Below are 15,004 nucleotides of genomic sequence, written 5' to 3' on the forward strand. Positions count from 1 at the left end.
TCGCCGCCCAAAGCGCGCTAGCCTGCGCGCACCATGACACCGCCGCTGTCCGAAAAAGACGCCATGCACCTCCAGGCCGAGCAGACCCTGCACGGCCTGATGCTGGCCGGGTTGGAAGGCGACGCGGCGGCCTACCGCCGCTTCCTGCAGCAGCTGGGCCTGCGGCTGCGCTCCTTCTACCGGCGGCGCCTGTCGGGCTGGCCGGACGATGTGGAAGATCTGGTGCAGGAGACCCTGCTGGCCATCCACAACCAGCGCCACACCTACCGGGCCGACCAGCCGGTGACCGCCTGGGTCTTCGCCATCGCCCGCTACAAGACCATCGACCTGCTGCGCGCCCGCCAGGTGCGCGAGAACCTGCACGACCCGATCGACGACATGGAGACCCTCTTGTTCGACAGCACCGACAGCGATGCCGCCGAGGCCCGGCGCGACCTGGGCCAGCTGCTGGCCACGCTGCCCGAACGCCAGCGCCTGCCGATCGAGCAGGTCAAGCTCGAAGGCCGCTCGGTGGCCGATGTGGCGCGGCAGACGGGCATGTCGGAGTCGGCGGTGAAGATCGGCATCCATCGCGGGCTGAAGGCGCTGTCGGCCCGCATCTCGGCCCTGCCGCGCAAGCGGGCCAAGGAATCCTCATGAAGACCGAAGACCTGATCGGGCTGCTGGCGGCCGACACCCTACCGGTGCGGCGCCATGTGGCAGCGCGGCGGCTGGCCGTCGGGCTGCTGCTGGCGCTGCCGGTGTCGCTGCTGCTGATGGCGGCGGTGCTGGGGCCGAACCCGGTGCTGGGCGCCTATCTGCGCCTGCCGATGTTCTGGGTGAAATTCGGCACGCCGCTGCTGATGGCCGCGGCCGGCCTGGCGCTGGTGGCGCGGCTGGGCCGGCCGGGCATTTCGAGCCGCGCGGCCTGGAGCGCCTGGGCGTTGCCGATCGCCGGCCTGTGGGCCTTGGGCGGCCTGGTGCTGTGGCAGGCGCCGGCCGCCGAGGCGCCGCAGCTGATGCTGAGCCGCACCTGGCGGGTGTGCGCCGAGAACATCGCCGTGCTGTCGCTGCCGATGTTCCTGGCGGCGATCTGGACACTGCGCGGCATGGCGCCGGTGCGCCCTGCGCTGGCGGGCGCCGCCGCCGGCGCACTGGCCGGTGCGCTAGGTGCGGCGGTGTATGCCTTGCACTGCCCGGAGCTGGCCGCGCCCTTCATCGCCATCTGGTATGTGCTGGGCATGGCCCTGCCGGTGGCCGCCGGCGCGCTGCTGGGGCCGCGCCTGCTGCGTTGGTAGGCGCTGACCCGCAACCAGGTTTTCCACGATGCGCAGGCGCCGCGCGGCGGCGCACCATGGGCGCTTCATCAAAGGAGACACGCATGCACGTCGTACCCCTGGAAGAGCGCTCGGTGGAACTGCACAACGGTGCGCGGGCCGCCCTGGCCACGCTGCACCGCTTCGACAGCGGCTGGCAGATCGATGTGGTGGCCGAGCCCGATGTTCCGGACCTGACCGACGACGACACCCTGTATCCCACGCTGCAGGCCGCACGCGATGCGGCGCTGCGCCTCTGGCTGACCTGAGTCAGTCGGCCAGTTCGACGATGGGCCCGGCCGGTTGGGCCGGCTCGGCCGGTTCGGCATCGCGGGCCAGCAGCCGGGCGCGCTCCTGCACCGCTTGCGTGAACCGGGTGTGGGTGGCGATCTGGCTGAGCAGCCCCTGTTCCGGCGAGCCGGCGGTGAAGCCGGGCAACCGGTTTTCCGCCTGCTGGCGCAGCTCGATCAGGGGCTGCACCGCCGCCAGCAGGACTTCGAAATCGTCCGCATGCGCTTCGATGGCCTGCACCACCGGCGGCAGCGCGGCGCGCACGGTGCGCAGCAGCTGCGCCAGTTCCGGGCTGGTGGCGCCTGCATCGCCCTGGGCGCTGTCGGCCCAGGCCAGCGCATCGGCCAGGCCGCGCCACAGGCTCATGGGAACGTAGTCGCGGCGCTGCGGCAGCTGGATGAGCCGCACATCCGGCGCGGCGGGCACGCCGATGGTGACGGCGGTCCATGCCGATGTCTGCGGATCCTGGTGCAGTTCGAAGTGGTGCTGCAGATCGAGCGCGCGCAGGGTGGCTTCGAGCGCCTCGCGGCTGACATCGGCCCGGCAGCGGATCGCCGGCCAGCCCTGCGCATCGACAAAACTTCCCGGGCCGCCGGGATATCCCGGCTGGCGCACCAGCACGGCCTGGGCGAATCGGCCGGGGCCGTTGGGCGCGACGCGCGATTCGTCTAGCAATGCGCCCAGCGTCGATGACAGCTGCGCGCCGTGCTGCTCGTCGGCGGCCGGCGGCAGCTGGAAACGCAGGCCGAACTCGGCGCTTGCCGGCTCCTGCCTGGTGCGAAAGCGGGTGGCGGCCAGATGGCTCAGGCCGCTGACCAGGGCGGGGTTGCCGGCGTCCGCATGGTCGATGAATTTCTCTTCGACGAAGGAGGGCAGGAAATAGTCCTGCTTGTTGTGGCGGGCATGGAAGTTGAACAGCATGTTGTCGGCAAATGCGTTCTCCTCGTCGGTGCCCAGCAGCTTGAACGCCAGGTCGTTGGAGCTGCCGTACACGCTGGGCTGGTAGGCGATGGTCAGCGTCTGCGGATCGACGCGGCAGCGCGTGTCCTGGCCGGTGCGCAGCAGCGCCTGCGCGGTGGCGAAGCAGAGCGCGTTTTCCAGCGCGGTGCGCCGGGCATCGTGGAAACACATCACGATGACCGTCTGCAGCCGCGTCGGCTCCGCCTCGGATGCCTGGCGGTGGTGCACGCGGATCTCCGGCACCAGGTTCAGCGGCGCCATGTGGCGCAGCGGGTCGGCGAGGTCGGGGTGCAGAGTGCGGGCCAGGGCCTGCACTTCCTGTGCGCTCGGCAGGCTGTCGACCTGGGCCTGCGAGGGGCCGTGGATCTCCTCGGTCCTGGGGTCGGTGTAGACATGGACCGGCAGGCCGAAATACGCGGGGCGCAGGCGGGCGATGCGGTCTTCTTCCGCGGCCTGCAGGTCGTTGCTTTCCTCGGCCTCGCGCTGTTCCGCCGCCTCGATGGCCTCGGCCCGTGCCAGGAATGGGGCGAAGTCCGGTTGCGGGCCGGAGCCGTCCAGCCAGGCCTGCAGGTCGCCGGTCAGTTCCTTGCGGAAAGAAAGGTTGCGCTTGTGTGTTCCGCAGGACGCGTTGCCGAGCTTGAACAGCGCTTCGGAAGAGAGCTGGACGCCCAGCAGTCCCGCCGCATCGAGCAAGGCTTGCAGCACGGCATCGGTATAGCCCGGCTTGGCGAGATAGCGCTTGAGGGTTTTCAGGCTGGCCGGCGTGTCTTCCTGCAAGAAGGCCTGGGCGGCATCGTGCAGGGCCTGCACCAGCGGCCGGTGCGCCGCGCGCACGCCGATCGAGTCGAGCACGCGGGCGATCTGCTCGGTGCTCGGGGTGAAGTCCTTGGCGGGCAGGCGGGCCAGCACCTCGGGCAGCAGGGTCAGGGTGTCGAGCGCCAGGGCCGCCGTGAGCAGGTCGGCCTTCGGCAGTGCATCGAGCAGGGCGAAGTAGCGCGGCGGCATGGCGCGCAGTTCGCCTTGCCGGCGCAATGCCGCTGTCACGCCCGGCAGGTCGGCGACCGGCTCCTGCAGCAGGCCGGAAGGGCGCTGCAGGAAGGCCGCCTGGTCCGCGCCGGTGCCCAGCTGGTCCGGGACGATGGGCGGCGATGCCGGCTGCGGCGGCGCATCGGTTCGGGCGGGAAGGGCAGTGTCGGTGGCCGTGGCCGAGGGGATGGAAGCGGCGCTTGCGAAGTGGATCATGTGTGGATGCCTGGTTCTGCAGATGCGATGAACCTCGAGCGTCCACGGCGCAGATTCGCATCAGAAGCGGCTGCGCGAAGAAAAGAGTTGCTGCGCGAAGGCGGGTGCGGAGGAGATCCAGTCTTCCGCGCGCCGGGTTTCAGGCTTTGCTCAACGCTTCCAGGCCAGGGGCTGGCGCGACATGCGGAGCCGGCGTCCTGTTGGCCTGCCACAAGTCGTACTGCAGCTGCGCGCGCAGCCAGGACTCGGCCGTCGGGCCGGTGCCATCGGCATGGCGAAGCCATTGCTCCAGCCGCCGCGCCAGCTCGATCGAGATGCCCGCCTGTCCCTGCAGCACGCGGGTGAGGGCCACGCGGCTGACGCCGAGCTGTTCGGCTGCTCTGGTCACCGTGAGGTTCAACGCGGGCAATACATCTTCGCGAAGCGTTTCGCCTGGGTGGGAGGGATGGAACATCGTGGTGTCCTAGTGGTAGTCCTGGTAATCGACCAGGATCGTGTCCTGGCCGTCGAAAGCGAACGTCAGCCGCCAGTTCGCATTGACCCAGACGGAATAGTGGCCGTCCAGGCTGCCATTGAGTCCATGCAAGATCGCTTGCCCCGTTTTTGTCGGCCGCGCCGATGATGCCGCGCGCTACGAACCGTTCGGCGGGAGCGGGCCGGGCAGCAGGCGGGCGATGACTTCGCGGTAGATCTCGGCCAGCAGCACCGGATCGGCCGGCTGGTCGGTCAGGCGGCGAAAGGCCGTGCCCTCGTGGAGCACAGCCATGAATTCGACACGCGCCGCGGCCTGGGCGGCATCGAGATGCGGATGGTCCAGCCGCACGGTGGCCACGGCCTGGGCATGCAGGCGGCGATCGGCCAGGCGCACGATCTCCGCCACGGCCGGGTTGCGGGCGGCCTCGGCGGTCACTTCCAGCAGCAGGGCGTGGTCCTCGGCATCCTCGTCGGACAGCATGCGGCCGGCCAGCACCCGCGGCAGGTCGGTCTGGCGGCCGGTGCTGGCGATCCAGGCAAGGCGGTCGGACACGATGCGCTCCACGATGGCGTGGACGATGGCTTCCTTGTTGGCGAAGTAGCGGTAGATCTGCCCCACGCTCATGCGCGCTTCCTCGGCGATCTGCGCCATGCTGGCCGCGTGGAAGCCGTGGCGCAGCACGCAGCTGCGCGCCGCGCCGACGATCTGCACGCGGCGCAGCTCGTCACGTTCGGGTTTGGAGGGCCGGGCAGGCGAGGGGGTTTTGTCAGCTGATTTCACGGTCTTTACCGCAGCGAAACTTGGACAATGTCAATCATAAGTGAGAATGAACGTTCACACCCAAGAACCATGGATATGAACGCACCGAGATTCTTCTCCATCGCCGCCAGTGTTGCCTGCTTCGCCATTGCCGGCTGCGGCAAACCCGCCCAGCCGCCGGCCCCGGCCCGGTCGAAGTGGGCGTGACGACCCTGAAGGCCCAGCCGGTGGCGCTGACCACCGAGCTGTCGGGCCGAACCTCCGCCTCCCTGACTTCCGACGTCCGGCCGCAGGTCAACGGCATCGTCAAGGCGCGCCGCTTCGAGGAGGGCGCCCTGGTGCGCGCCGGCCAGGTGCTCTACCAGATCGACCCGGCCAGCTACCAGGCGGCGGCCGACCAGGCCCAGGCATCGCTGGTCAACGCGCAGGCGGCGGTGTCGGCGGCGCGGCTCAAGGACGAGCGTTATGCCGATCTGCTGAAGATCGAAGGTGTCGCGAAGCAGGATGCGGACGACGCCCATGCCGCCTACCAGCAGGCGCTGGCCGCTGTTGCCATCCAGAAGGCGGCCGCCGCCGCGGCCCGCATCAACCTCGACTACACCCAGGTGCGCGCGCCCATCAGCGGCCGCATCGGCAAGTCCAGCGTCACGCCCGGCGCCCTGGTCACCGCCAGCCAGACCACCGCCCTGGCCACCATCCGCGCGCTGGACCCGATCTATGTGGACCTGACCCAGTCCAGCGCCGCCTTGCTGCGCCTGCGCCGGCTGCTGTCGGCCGACGGCATCCAGGCCGGCAGCGCCGAGGTGCAGCTCAAGCTCGAAGACGGCTCGGCCTACGCCCGCAAGGGCCGCCTCAAGTTCACCGAAGTGGCGGTGGACGAAGCCACCGGCTCGGTCACCCTGCGCGCTGAATTCCCCAACCCCGACGGCACCCTGCTGCCCGGCATGTATGTACGCGCCGTGCTGGCCGAGGCGGTGGACCCGCAGGCCATCCTCGCGCCCCAGGCCGGCATCAGCCGCGACCCCAAGGGCCAGGCGACGGCCCTAGTGGTGGGCGGCGACAACAAGGTGCGCAGCGCCTCGGTGACCACCCAGCGCTCCATCGGCGACCAGTGGCTGGTGTCCGACGGCCTGGTGGCCGGCGACCGGCTGATCGTGCAGGGCAGCCAGAAGGCCAAGGCCGGCGATACCGTCAAGCCGGTCGAGGTGACCGACAGCGCCGCCGCCGCCAAGGCCGCTGCCGCAGCGGAGCGCTGAGCCATGTTCGCCCGCTTCTTCGTCAACCGACCGGTCTTCGCCTGGGTCATCGCCATCGTGGTGATGCTGGCCGGCGCGCTGTCCATCTTCTCGCTGCCGGTGGCGCAGTACCCCGACGTGGCGCCGCCCACGGTGCGCATCTCGGCCACCTATACCGGCGCTTCGGCCGAGACGGTGGAGAACAGCGTCACCCAGATCCTGGAGCAGCAGCTCACCGGGCTGGACGGGCTGTTGTACTTCTCCTCCACCAGCAGCTCGGCCGGCAGCGCCAGCATCAGCGTGACCTTCCAGCAGGGCACCAACCCGGACACCGCCCAGGTGCAGGTGCAGAACAAGGTGCAGCAGGCCCTGACCCGCCTGCCGCAGGCGGTGCAGACCCTGGGGGTGACGGTCACCAAGTCGCAGACCGACTTCCTGATGATCGCCGCGCTCTACGACAGCACCGACAAGGCCACCGCCACCGACATCGCCGACTACCTGGTGAGCAACATCCAGGACCCGGTGGCCCGCGTCAACGGCGTGGGCGGGGTGCAGGTCTTCGGCTCGCAGTACGCGATGCGGATCTGGCTCGATCCCAACAAGCTGGCGGCCTACAGCCTGATGCCTTCGGACATCCAGACGGCGCTGACGGCGCAGAACACCCAGGTCTCGGCCGGCAAGATCGGCGCCATGCCGACCGTCGAGGGCCAGCAGCTCAACGCCACGGTGACGGCGCAGTCCAAGCTGCAGACACCCGCGCAGTTCGAGCAGGTGGTGGTCAAGCACGACAGCAGCGGCGCCACCGTGCTGCTGCGCGACGTGGCCCGGGTGGAGCTGGGCAGCGAGGGCTACGACAACGTGACCCGGCTCAACGGCCATCCGGCCTCGGGCGTGGCGGTGCAGCTGGCGCCGGGGGCCAACGCGCTGTCCACCGCGACGCGGGTCAAGGCGGTGATCTCGCAGCTGCAGCGCGGCATGCCGGCGGGCTACCAGGTGGCCTATCCCAAGGACAGCACCAAGTTCATCCGCATCTCGATCGAGGAAGTCGTGAAGACCCTGTTCGAGGCGATCGCGCTGGTGGTCGTGGTGATGTTCGTCTTCCTGCAGAACTGGCGCGCCACGCTGATCCCGGCGATCGCGGTGCCGGTGGTGCTGCTGGGCACCTTCGGTGTGCTGTCGGTGTTCGGCTATTCGATCAACACGCTCACCATGTTCGGCATGGTGCTGTCCATCGGCCTGCTGGTGGACGACGCCATCGTGGTGGTGGAGAACGTGGAGCGCCTGATGCGCGAGGAGGGCCTGTCGCCGCGCGAGGCCACCATCAAGTCGATGGGCGAGATCACCGGCGCGCTGGTGGGCATCGCCACGGTGCTGTCGGCGGTGTTCCTGCCGATGGCCTTCTTCGCCGGCTCGACCGGTGTGATCTACAAGCAGTTCTCGGTGACCATCGTGGCCTCGATGGCGCTGTCGGTGCTGATCGCACTCACACTCACGCCGGCCCTGTGCGCCACGCTGCTCAGGCACCATGACGAGGCCGCGGGCGGCAAGGGTTTCGCGGCCTGGTTCAACCGCAACTTCGACCGCATGCTGCACCGCTACGAAGGCCGGGTGAGCCGCATCCTGAAGACGCCGCTGCGCTGGATGCTGTTCTACGGCGTGATCGTGGCGGCGCTGGCGGTGCTCTTCCTGCGCCTGCCCTCTGGCTTCCTGCCCACCGAAGACACGGGCGAGGCCATGGTGCAGTACACGCTGCCGGTCGGCGCCTCGGTGGCGCGCACGCTGGACGTGGCCAAGTCGGTGGAAAAGCAGTTCCTGCAGGGCGAGAAGGACAACACCGAAGCCATCTTCACCATCGCCGGCTTCAACTTCGCCGGCAGCGGGCAGAACGCGGGCATGGCCTTCGTGGAACTCAAGGACTGGTCGGCGCGCAAGGGCGTGGAGAACCGGGCCGACACCATCTCGGGCCGGGCCACCGGCGCGCTGGCCTCGGTGCGCGATGCGCAGATCTTCGCGCTCAACCCGCCGGCCATCCAGGGCCTGGGGCAGTCGAACGGCTTCGAGTTCCAGCTGCAGGCCAATGCCGGCACCGACCGCAACACACTCAAGACCCTGCGCGACAGCCTCCTGGCCTCCTCGCGCCAGGACGGCCAGCTGAGCGCGATCCGCAACGGCGGGCTGGACGACACCCCCCAGCTCAGCGTGGACGTGGACCAGGCCAAGGCCTTCTCGCTCGGCCTGTCGCTGGCCGACATCAATGCCACGCTCAGTTCCGCCTGGGCCGGCACCTATGTCAACGACTTCATCGACCGCGCGCGGGTGAAGAAGGTCTACATGCAGGCCGACGCGCCTTTCCGCTCGCGGCCTGAGGACATCAACGATTGGCGGGTGCGCGGCGACTCGGACGCGATGACGCCCTTCTCGGCCTTCGCCACCACCCGCTGGACCTATGGGCCGGAGAGCCTGTCGCGCTACAACGGCCTGGCCAGCTACACCATCCAGGGCGCGGCGGCTTCGGGCGTCAGCTCGGGCAAGGCGATGGACGAGATGGAGAAGTTGGCCGGCGAACTGCCGCAGGGCAGCGGCTACGCCTGGAGCGGGCTCTCTTACCAGGAACGGCTGGCCAGCGGGCAGACGGCCAAGCTCTACGCCATCTCCATCCTGGTGGTTTTCCTCTGCCTGGCCGCGCTGTACGAGAGCTGGTCGGTGCCGATCTCGGTGCTGCTGGTGGTGCCGCTGGGCGTGATCGGCGCGGTGCTGGCGGCCACGCTGCGCGGGCTGGAGAACGATGTGTACTTCCAGGTGGCGTTGCTGACCACGGTGGGCCTGTCGGCCAAGAACGCCATCCTGATCGTGGAGTTCGCGGAAGCCGCGTATCTCGGCGGCAAGGGGCTGGTGGAGTCGGCCATCGAAGGGGCGCGGCTGCGGCTGCGGCCCATCCTGATGACCTCGCTGGCCTTCATCGCGGGCGTGACGCCGCTGGCGCTGTCGAGCGGCGCGGGGGCCAACAGCCGGATCTCGATCGGCACCGGCATCGTCGGCGGCACGCTGACGGCCACGGTGCTGGCGATCTTCTTCGTGCCGCTGTTCTTCGTGCTGGTGCGCAAGCTGTTTGGCGGGACGACGAAGAAGAACAAGGTCGAGGGGCAGGAGCCATGAAGATGATGAAGAACCGGCTTCTGCCGATATCCCTGGCCGTGCTGCTGAGCGCCTGCAGTTCGCTGGCGCCGAGTTACCGGCAGCCGGCCGCGCCGGTGCCGCAGGCCTGGCCGGTGGGCGCGGCCTATGCGCCGACCACGCAGGGCAGGGCGACCGACATCCCCTGGCAGGATTTCGTGCTCGACGAGCGCCTGCGCCAGGTCATCGCCCAGGCCCTGGCCAACAGCCGCGACCTGCGCAAGACCGTGGCCAGCATCGAATCCGCCCGCGCCCAGTACCGGGTGCAGCGGGCGGCGCTGCTGCCCACGGTGGCGGCGGGTGTCAGCGGCACCAGGGCGCGCAGCGCGACCAGCAGCACCAACGGCGGCGAGCTGGCGACGGTGCGCACCCAGAGCACCAATGCCGGTGTGAGTGTCAGTTCCTACGAGCTGGACCTGTTCGGCAAGGTGCGCAGCCTGTCGGACGCGGCGCTGGAGACCTATCTCGCCACCGAGGAAGTCTCCCGCGCCACCCGCATCAGCCTGATCGCCGAGACCACCAGCGCCTGGCTCACCCTCGGCGCCGACCGCAGCAAGCTCGCCATCGCGCAGCAGACGCTGGAAAGCGCCCAACGCTCGATGGCGCTGACCCAGAAACGGCTGGAGGCCGGCGTGACTTCGCGGGTCGACGTGCGCCAGGCCGAGACCGTCTACCAGCAGGCACGCGCCGACCTGGCCAGCACCACCACCCAGATCGCGCAGGACCGCAATGCGCTGGAGCTGCTGGCCGGATCGCCTGTTGCCGATGCGCTGCTGCCGGCCGAGCTGCCATCGACCGACGGCGTGGTGCTGGCCGATGTGCCGGCGGGGCTGTCCTCCCAGGTGCTGCTGGGCCGGCCGGATGTGCTGCAGGCCGAGCACCAGCTGAAATCGGCCAACGCCAATATCGGCGCGGCGCGGGCGGCCTTCTTTCCCTCGCTGTCGCTGACGGCCAGCGGCGGCGTGGCCAGCGCAGCGCTGGCGGGGCTGTTCAGCGGCGGAGCGGCAACCGTGTGGTCGCTGGCGCCCTCGCTCAGCGTGCCGATCTTCGATGGCGGCGCCAATCGAGCGAGCCTGGCGTATTCGCAGGCCCAGCAGTCGCTCTACCTGTCGAGCTACGAACTGGCGGTGCAGACGGCCTTCCAGGAGGTGTCGGATGCATTGGCCCGGCGCGGCACCATGGCCGAGCAGTTGGCGGCGCAGACGGCGCTGGTGGATGCGGCGGCCGACAGCTACCGCCTGGCCGACGCGCGCTACCAGAAGGGCGTGGATACCTTCCTGACCGCGCTGGATTCGCAGCGCACGCTCTACACCGCGCAGACCACCCTGGTCACCACCCGGCTGACCGCGCTGGACAACCGGGTGACGCTCTACCGCGTGCTGGGCGGCGGCGTTTCGGGCTGATCGGGCCGGTCGGCCACCGGCGCATCGAACTTGCGCCGCTCCACCCGCTGCGCCCGGTAGATGCCCGCATGCCCCGAGGCCAGGTAGCTGGCGATGCAGCCCACCGCCGCCAGCGGGCCGATGGCCGGCCCGAACAGCTCCACCGCCATCACGATGGTGGCGATGGGCGTGTTGGCCGCGCCGGCGAACACGGCCACGAAGCCGATGGCCGCCAGCATCGAGAAGGGCAGTTGCAGCAACGGCGCCAGCGCATTGCCCAGCGTGGCGCCGATGTAGAACAGCGGTGTCACCTCGCCCCCTTTGAAGCCGGTGCCCAGCGACACCACGGTGAACAGCAGCTTGCCCAGCCAGTCGTACCAGGCCAGCGGCTGCTGCAGCGATTCGACGATGGTGGGAATGCCCAGGCCGATGTAGCGCCAACCATCGAGCGCGAACACGGCCGCGGCCACCACCACCCCGCCGATCAGCGGCCGCAGCGGCGGATAGGCCACCCACCCGCGCATGCGCGCGCCCAACGCGTGGGTGGAGACGGCAAAGAGTCGGCCCGCCAAGCCGAAGAGCACACCCGCCAATGCCACCGCCAGCACGCTGCGCACGGCCATAGGCGCCACTTCCAGCACCGCGTAATGCGTGTGGTGCACGCCCCAGGCCAAGCCGACCTGGTCGGCGGCAATCGCCGCGATCAGGCAGGGAAACAGCGCGTCGTAGCGCATGCGGCCGATGGCCAGCACCTCCAGCCCGAACAGCGCGCCGGCCAGCGGCGTGCCGAAAACCGAGGCGAAACCGGCGCTGATGCCGGCCATCAGCAGGATGCGCCGGTCCTCCGGCTTCAGCCGGGGCAGGCGCGCGATCTGGTCGGCCAGCGCGCCGCCCATCTGCACGGCGGTGCCTTCACGGCCCACCGAGGCGCCGAAGAGATGCGATACCAGGGTGCCGCCCAGCACCAGCGGCACCATGCGCAGCGGCACGGTGGCCTTGGGATCGTGGATCTCGTCGATCAGCAGGTTGTTGCCGGCCTCCACCGTCTTGCCGAGCTTGTAGTAGATCCAGCCGACGGCGAAGCCGGCCAGCGGCAGCAGCCAGACGATGGGGCGGTGCGCCTCGCGCAGGGCGGTGGCGCGCTCCAGCGAGAAGAGGAAGAAGGCCGAGGCCGATCCCGCCAGCACCGCCACCAGGCCGGCCAGCAGCAGCCATTTGAGGAGATAGGTCAGGAGCTGCAGGGGCTCGGTCAGGCGTGGGCGGGGCATGGGGCGGCATTCTCGCCGCATCGCGGCCCGGGCCGCTCAGCCCATCAGCGCGTTGACAGCAGTATTGACCGCGAAGCCGCCCAGCAGCAGCCAGGCGAAGAGCACAGCGGCCAGCCCCAGGGGCCGCAGGCCGGCGCTGCGGATGGCGCTGACCCGCGTGGTCAGGCCCAGCCCGGCCATGGCCATGGCGAGCAGGGCGGTGTCGGCATCGATGGCGAAGTTCATCAGCGGACGCGGCAACTCCACCAGCGAATGCAGACCCGCGACGGCGACGAAACCCAGGGCGAACCAGGGGATGGTGATGGCACGCGGCACCGGTTTGCCGGCCGCGTCGCCCTCGGACGGCGAACGCGCCAGCCAGGCCGACAGGCCGATCAGAAAGGGCGCCAGCATCATCACCCGCACCATCTTGGCGATCACCGCGGTATCTGCCGCCTGCTCACCGACCGCCCGGCCGGCGGCGACCACCTGGGCCACTTCGTGGATGGTGGAGCCCGCATACACGCCATAGGCCGAGGGCGACATGGCGATCAGGCCATGCTCCGCCAGCAGCCCATAGGCCACCGGATAGAGAAACATCGAGAGCGTGCCGAACACCACCACCGTCGCCACCGCCACCATCACCTGTTCGGCCCGCCCGCGCACCACCGGCGCGGCGGCCATCACGGCGGCGGCGCCGCAGATGGAGCTGCCGGCGCCGATCAGCATGGCGGTCTGCCGGTCCAGGCCGAACACCCGGCGGCCCAGCCAGCAGGCCAGGCCGAAGGTGCTGCACAGCATCACCGCGTCGATGGCCACGCCGCTCCAGCCCACATGGGCGATGTCCTGGAAGGTCAGGCGCAGGCCGTACAGCACGATGCCCAGGCGCAGCAGGCGCGCCTTGGAGAAGGCCACGCCGTCGGCGGTGGAGGCTTCCAGGCGGCCGTAGACGGTGTTGCCCGCCAGCATGCCGAGCACGATGGCCAGCGTCAGTGCGCTGATGCCGCGCGCCTGCAGCCAGGCCGACTGCGCCAGCAGCATGGATGCCGCGGCGATCGCACCGGTGAGGAGCAGTCCGGCCAGCAGGCGGTGGCGGGGCAGAGCGGGGAGGGCGGCGGTGGGCGGCAGGGAAGACATGCCGCCACTTTGCGACCTGGGCCGCAATCCGCCAAACGGGTTATTAAGATATAACCAAACGGTTCAGCCAATTGATGGAGTGATTCATGCGCCTCAGCCTGCGCCAGCTGCAGATCTTCATCGCCGTGGCCGACACCGGCAGCACCAGCGCGGCCGGGCAACGCATCGCCCTGTCGCAATCGGCCACCAGCGGCGCGCTCAACGAGCTGGAGGCGCTGCTGGGCGCCCAGCTTTTCGACCGTGTCGGCAAACGCCTGCTGCTCAATGACAACGGCCGCACGCTGCTGCCGCGCTCACGCGAGCTGCTCGATGCGGCGCAGGAGATCGAATCCCTGTTCGACCCCGACGCCGCCCGGCTCCTGTCCAGCCGGCTGCGCCTGGGCGCCAGCACCACCATCGGCAATTACCTGCTGCCGGCGCTGGTGGCTGGCTTCGAGCGCGAATGGCCCGCGGCGGCGGTGGACATGGTGATCGACAACACCCGCGGCATCGCCGCCCTGGTGGCGCGCCTGGAGGTGGACCTGGGCCTGATCGAAGGGCCTTGCCCCGAGCCCACGCTCAAGGTGCTGGCCTGGCGGGAGGACGAACTGGTCATCGTCTCGGCCGCCGACCATGCCCTGGCGGCCGAGGCGGCGCGCGCGCCGCTGTCGCTGGACGCCCTGCGCAGCGCCCGCTGGCTGCAGCGCGAGCCCGGCTCCGGCACCCGCGAGGCGGTGGAGCAGGCGCTGCTGCCGCATCTGCACCACCTGGGCAGCTCGCTGCAGCTCGGCAGCACCGAGGCGATCAAGCAGGCGGCGGCGCAGGGCATGGGCCTGGCCTGCCTGTCGCGCGCGGCCGTCGAGGACCTGGTCACGCTGGGCCGCCTGGCGGTGCTGAGGACCGCCTTGCCGCGGCTCGGCCGGCGCCTGTACCTGATCTGCCATCCGCAGAAGCGCTTTTCTGCCGCGCTGCAGCGTTTTTTGGCGCATATCGAGCTGGGGGTTTAAAAGTGCTCGTTTTTGTGTGTAGAATCGAAGGCTGATCTGAAATGCCCAGGTGGCGGAATTGGTAGACGCACTAGTTTCAGGTACTAGCGAGTAACATCGTGGAGGTTCGAGTCCTCTCCTGGGCACCAAACACAAAAAAGCCGCTGATTCGTCAGCGGCTTTTGCGTTTGCGGAGGATGTTTGTGGGCCGCTTGCGCGGCCCTTTTTCCTCTCAGCGTGCGTGCAGCACCCGGCCCTTGGCGGCCACGTACTCTTCTTCGCTGATCGCGCCCTCGGCCCGCAGCTTGGCCAGCTCCTTGAGCGACTCGGCCGCCGAATTCGCCGGGTAACGCGAAGGCTCGTTCACGATCACATAGGGATCGTTCTCTTCCCCGCCGCCCACCGCCTCCACGGCCACCTCGGCGCGGCGCACCGCCCACACCATGGCGACGACCCAGCCGATCACCGTCCAGCCCAGCAGGATATCGACCAGCGCGATCGGCACCAGGCTCGGGTGGCGGCGCTTGGCCGCCTCGTAGGTCGGCAGTAGATACAGCGCGATCAGCGACACCCAGAACAGGATGTGCATGGCCATGCTCGGCGAAGCCGAAACACTCATGCCGGTGGTGTAGCTGTAGAACACCAGGAAGAGAAGAGCAATCAAGCGTACGAAGACCATGCAAGCACCTCAGTGGGTGTTAAGAAAGACAACAGAGAGTAAGTATCTTAAATCCGGCGCTGGAATTGGTAACAGAACCGCATTTCTACGGAATGTCAGCATCTTGCAAGAGACGGGCGATTCGTGGTGGAGCCCGGCATGAGCCGATTGGCCATAATTGCCG

13 protein-coding genes, 1 tRNA gene and 1 pseudogene are annotated in these 15,004 nt (G+C 69.3%); 8 read left to right on the forward strand and 7 right to left on the reverse strand.

Going from position 1 to position 15,004, the window contains the following annotated elements:
- Positions 1-63: 63 nt before the first annotated feature.
- The 3 genes from GT347_RS25235 to GT347_RS25245 all read left to right on the forward strand — a co-directional run bounded on the left by GT347_RS25235 (position 64) and on the right by GT347_RS25245 (position 1,564).
- A complete protein-coding gene (locus tag GT347_RS25235; protein WP_160554812.1) occupies positions 64-639 on the forward strand; it encodes a sigma-70 family RNA polymerase sigma factor in 576 nt (191 codons plus the stop codon).
- A complete protein-coding gene (locus GT347_RS25240; RefSeq protein ID WP_160554813.1) occupies positions 636-1,277 on the forward strand; it encodes an NrsF family protein in 642 nt (213 codons plus the stop codon). The genes GT347_RS25235 and GT347_RS25240 overlap by 4 nt, the downstream gene beginning before the upstream one ends.
- A gap of 83 nt (positions 1,278-1,360) precedes the next feature.
- The gene (locus GT347_RS25245) at positions 1,361-1,564 is read left to right on the forward strand and encodes a hypothetical protein (protein ID WP_160554814.1); all 204 of its coding nucleotides are present in this window, start codon (positions 1,361-1,363) and stop codon (positions 1,562-1,564) included.
- A gap of 1 nt (position 1,565) precedes the next feature.
- On the opposite strand, the gene GT347_RS25250 is transcribed toward GT347_RS25245, so the two are convergent.
- The 4 genes and pseudogenes from GT347_RS25250 to GT347_RS25265 all read right to left on the reverse strand — a co-directional run bounded on the left by GT347_RS25250 (position 1,566) and on the right by GT347_RS25265 (position 5,043).
- Complete coding sequence (locus GT347_RS25250) at positions 1,566-3,788, reverse strand: hypothetical protein (protein ID WP_160554815.1); 2,223 nt, start codon at positions 3,786-3,788, stop codon at positions 1,566-1,568.
- A 139-nt stretch (positions 3,789-3,927) separates the two neighbouring features.
- Positions 3,928-4,242, reverse strand: coding sequence for a HigA family addiction module antitoxin (locus GT347_RS25255; protein WP_160554816.1), 315 nt, complete (start codon positions 4,240-4,242; stop codon positions 3,928-3,930).
- Between the two features lie 9 nt (positions 4,243-4,251).
- A pseudogene (locus GT347_RS25260) lies at positions 4,252-4,371 on the reverse strand (type II toxin-antitoxin system RelE/ParE family toxin); the annotation flags it as partial.
- Between the two features lie 48 nt (positions 4,372-4,419).
- Entirely contained in the window at positions 4,420-5,043 is a 624-nt protein-coding gene (locus GT347_RS25265) for a TetR/AcrR family transcriptional regulator (RefSeq protein WP_229722498.1), read from the reverse strand.
- Positions 5,044-5,225: 182 nt separating this feature from the next.
- On the opposite strand from GT347_RS25265, the gene GT347_RS25270 reads away from it, so the two are divergent.
- From GT347_RS25270 to GT347_RS25280, 3 genes are read left to right on the forward strand one after another with little or no spacing between them, the layout of a single operon-like run.
- Positions 5,226-6,278 (forward strand): efflux RND transporter periplasmic adaptor subunit, encoded by a 1,053-nt coding sequence (locus GT347_RS25270; RefSeq protein ID WP_229722499.1) that lies wholly within the window; start codon positions 5,226-5,228, stop codon positions 6,276-6,278.
- Between the two features lie 3 nt (positions 6,279-6,281).
- Entirely contained in the window at positions 6,282-9,413 is a 3,132-nt protein-coding gene (locus GT347_RS25275) for an efflux RND transporter permease subunit (RefSeq protein WP_160554817.1), read from the forward strand.
- 5 nt (positions 9,414-9,418) lie between these two features.
- Positions 9,419-10,834 carry an efflux transporter outer membrane subunit gene (locus GT347_RS25280; protein WP_160554818.1) on the forward strand — a complete coding sequence of 472 codons (1,416 nt, stop codon included), beginning with the start codon at positions 9,419-9,421 and terminating at the stop codon, positions 10,832-10,834.
- Here GT347_RS25280 and GT347_RS25285 read toward each other — a convergent pair.
- Together GT347_RS25285 and GT347_RS25290 are read right to left on the reverse strand one after the other, a co-directional pair.
- Complete coding sequence (locus tag GT347_RS25285) at positions 10,801-12,081, reverse strand: voltage-gated chloride channel family protein (protein ID WP_160554819.1); 1,281 nt, start codon at positions 12,079-12,081, stop codon at positions 10,801-10,803. The two genes, GT347_RS25280 and GT347_RS25285, sit on opposite strands and share 34 nt — an antisense overlap.
- Positions 12,082-12,117: 36 nt before the next feature.
- Positions 12,118-13,197: a YeiH family protein gene (locus tag GT347_RS25290; protein WP_160554820.1), complete on the reverse strand. Its 1,080-nt coding sequence runs from the start codon at positions 13,195-13,197 to the stop codon at positions 12,118-12,120.
- An 86-nt stretch (positions 13,198-13,283) separates the two neighbouring features.
- Here GT347_RS25290 and GT347_RS25295 point away from each other — a divergent pair, with 86 nt between their 5' ends.
- Positions 13,284-14,183 carry a LysR family transcriptional regulator gene (locus GT347_RS25295; RefSeq protein ID WP_160554821.1) on the forward strand — a complete coding sequence of 300 codons (900 nt, stop codon included), beginning with the start codon at positions 13,284-13,286 and terminating at the stop codon, positions 14,181-14,183.
- Between the two features lie 43 nt (positions 14,184-14,226).
- A tRNA-Leu gene (locus GT347_RS25300) sits at positions 14,227-14,311 on the forward strand.
- An 83-nt stretch (positions 14,312-14,394) separates the two neighbouring features.
- On the opposite strand, the gene GT347_RS25305 is transcribed toward GT347_RS25300, so the two are convergent.
- Positions 14,395-14,841 (reverse strand): superinfection immunity protein, encoded by a 447-nt coding sequence (locus GT347_RS25305; protein ID WP_160555516.1) that lies wholly within the window; start codon positions 14,839-14,841, stop codon positions 14,395-14,397.
- Between the last annotated feature and the right edge of the window lie 163 nt (positions 14,842-15,004).

This window comes from Xylophilus rhododendri (genome assembly GCF_009906855.1).
GTDB lineage: Bacteria > Pseudomonadota > Gammaproteobacteria > Burkholderiales > Burkholderiaceae_C > Xylophilus > Xylophilus rhododendri.

What these genes read in the sequence shown, in the direction of transcription:
- GT347_RS25245 (WP_160554814.1), top strand. Translation starts at nt 1,361, where the DNA reads ATGCACGTCGTACCCCTGGAAGAGCGCTCGGTGGAACTGCACAACGGT.
- GT347_RS25275 (WP_160554817.1), top strand. Translation starts at nt 6,282, where the DNA reads ATGTTCGCCCGCTTCTTCGTCAACCGACCGGTCTTCGCCTGGGTCATC.
- GT347_RS25240 (WP_160554813.1), top strand. Translation starts at nt 636, where the DNA reads ATGAAGACCGAAGACCTGATCGGGCTGCTGGCGGCCGACACCCTACCG.
- GT347_RS25280 (WP_160554818.1), top strand. Translation starts at nt 9,419, where the DNA reads ATGAAGAACCGGCTTCTGCCGATATCCCTGGCCGTGCTGCTGAGCGCC.
- GT347_RS25305 (WP_160555516.1), bottom strand. Translation starts at nt 14,841, where the DNA reads ATGGTCTTCGTACGCTTGATTGCTCTTCTCTTCCTGGTGTTCTACAGC.
- GT347_RS25235 (WP_160554812.1), top strand. Translation starts at nt 64, where the DNA reads ATGCACCTCCAGGCCGAGCAGACCCTGCACGGCCTGATGCTGGCCGGG.
- GT347_RS25250 (WP_160554815.1), bottom strand. Translation starts at nt 3,788, where the DNA reads ATGATCCACTTCGCAAGCGCCGCTTCCATCCCCTCGGCCACGGCCACC.
- GT347_RS25295 (WP_160554821.1), top strand. Translation starts at nt 13,284, where the DNA reads ATGCGCCTCAGCCTGCGCCAGCTGCAGATCTTCATCGCCGTGGCCGAC.
- GT347_RS25290 (WP_160554820.1), bottom strand. Translation starts at nt 13,197, where the DNA reads ATGTCTTCCCTGCCGCCCACCGCCGCCCTCCCCGCTCTGCCCCGCCAC.
- GT347_RS25285 (WP_160554819.1), bottom strand. Translation starts at nt 12,081, where the DNA reads ATGCCCCGCCCACGCCTGACCGAGCCCCTGCAGCTCCTGACCTATCTC.
- GT347_RS25255 (WP_160554816.1), bottom strand. Translation starts at nt 4,242, where the DNA reads ATGTTCCATCCCTCCCACCCAGGCGAAACGCTTCGCGAAGATGTATTG.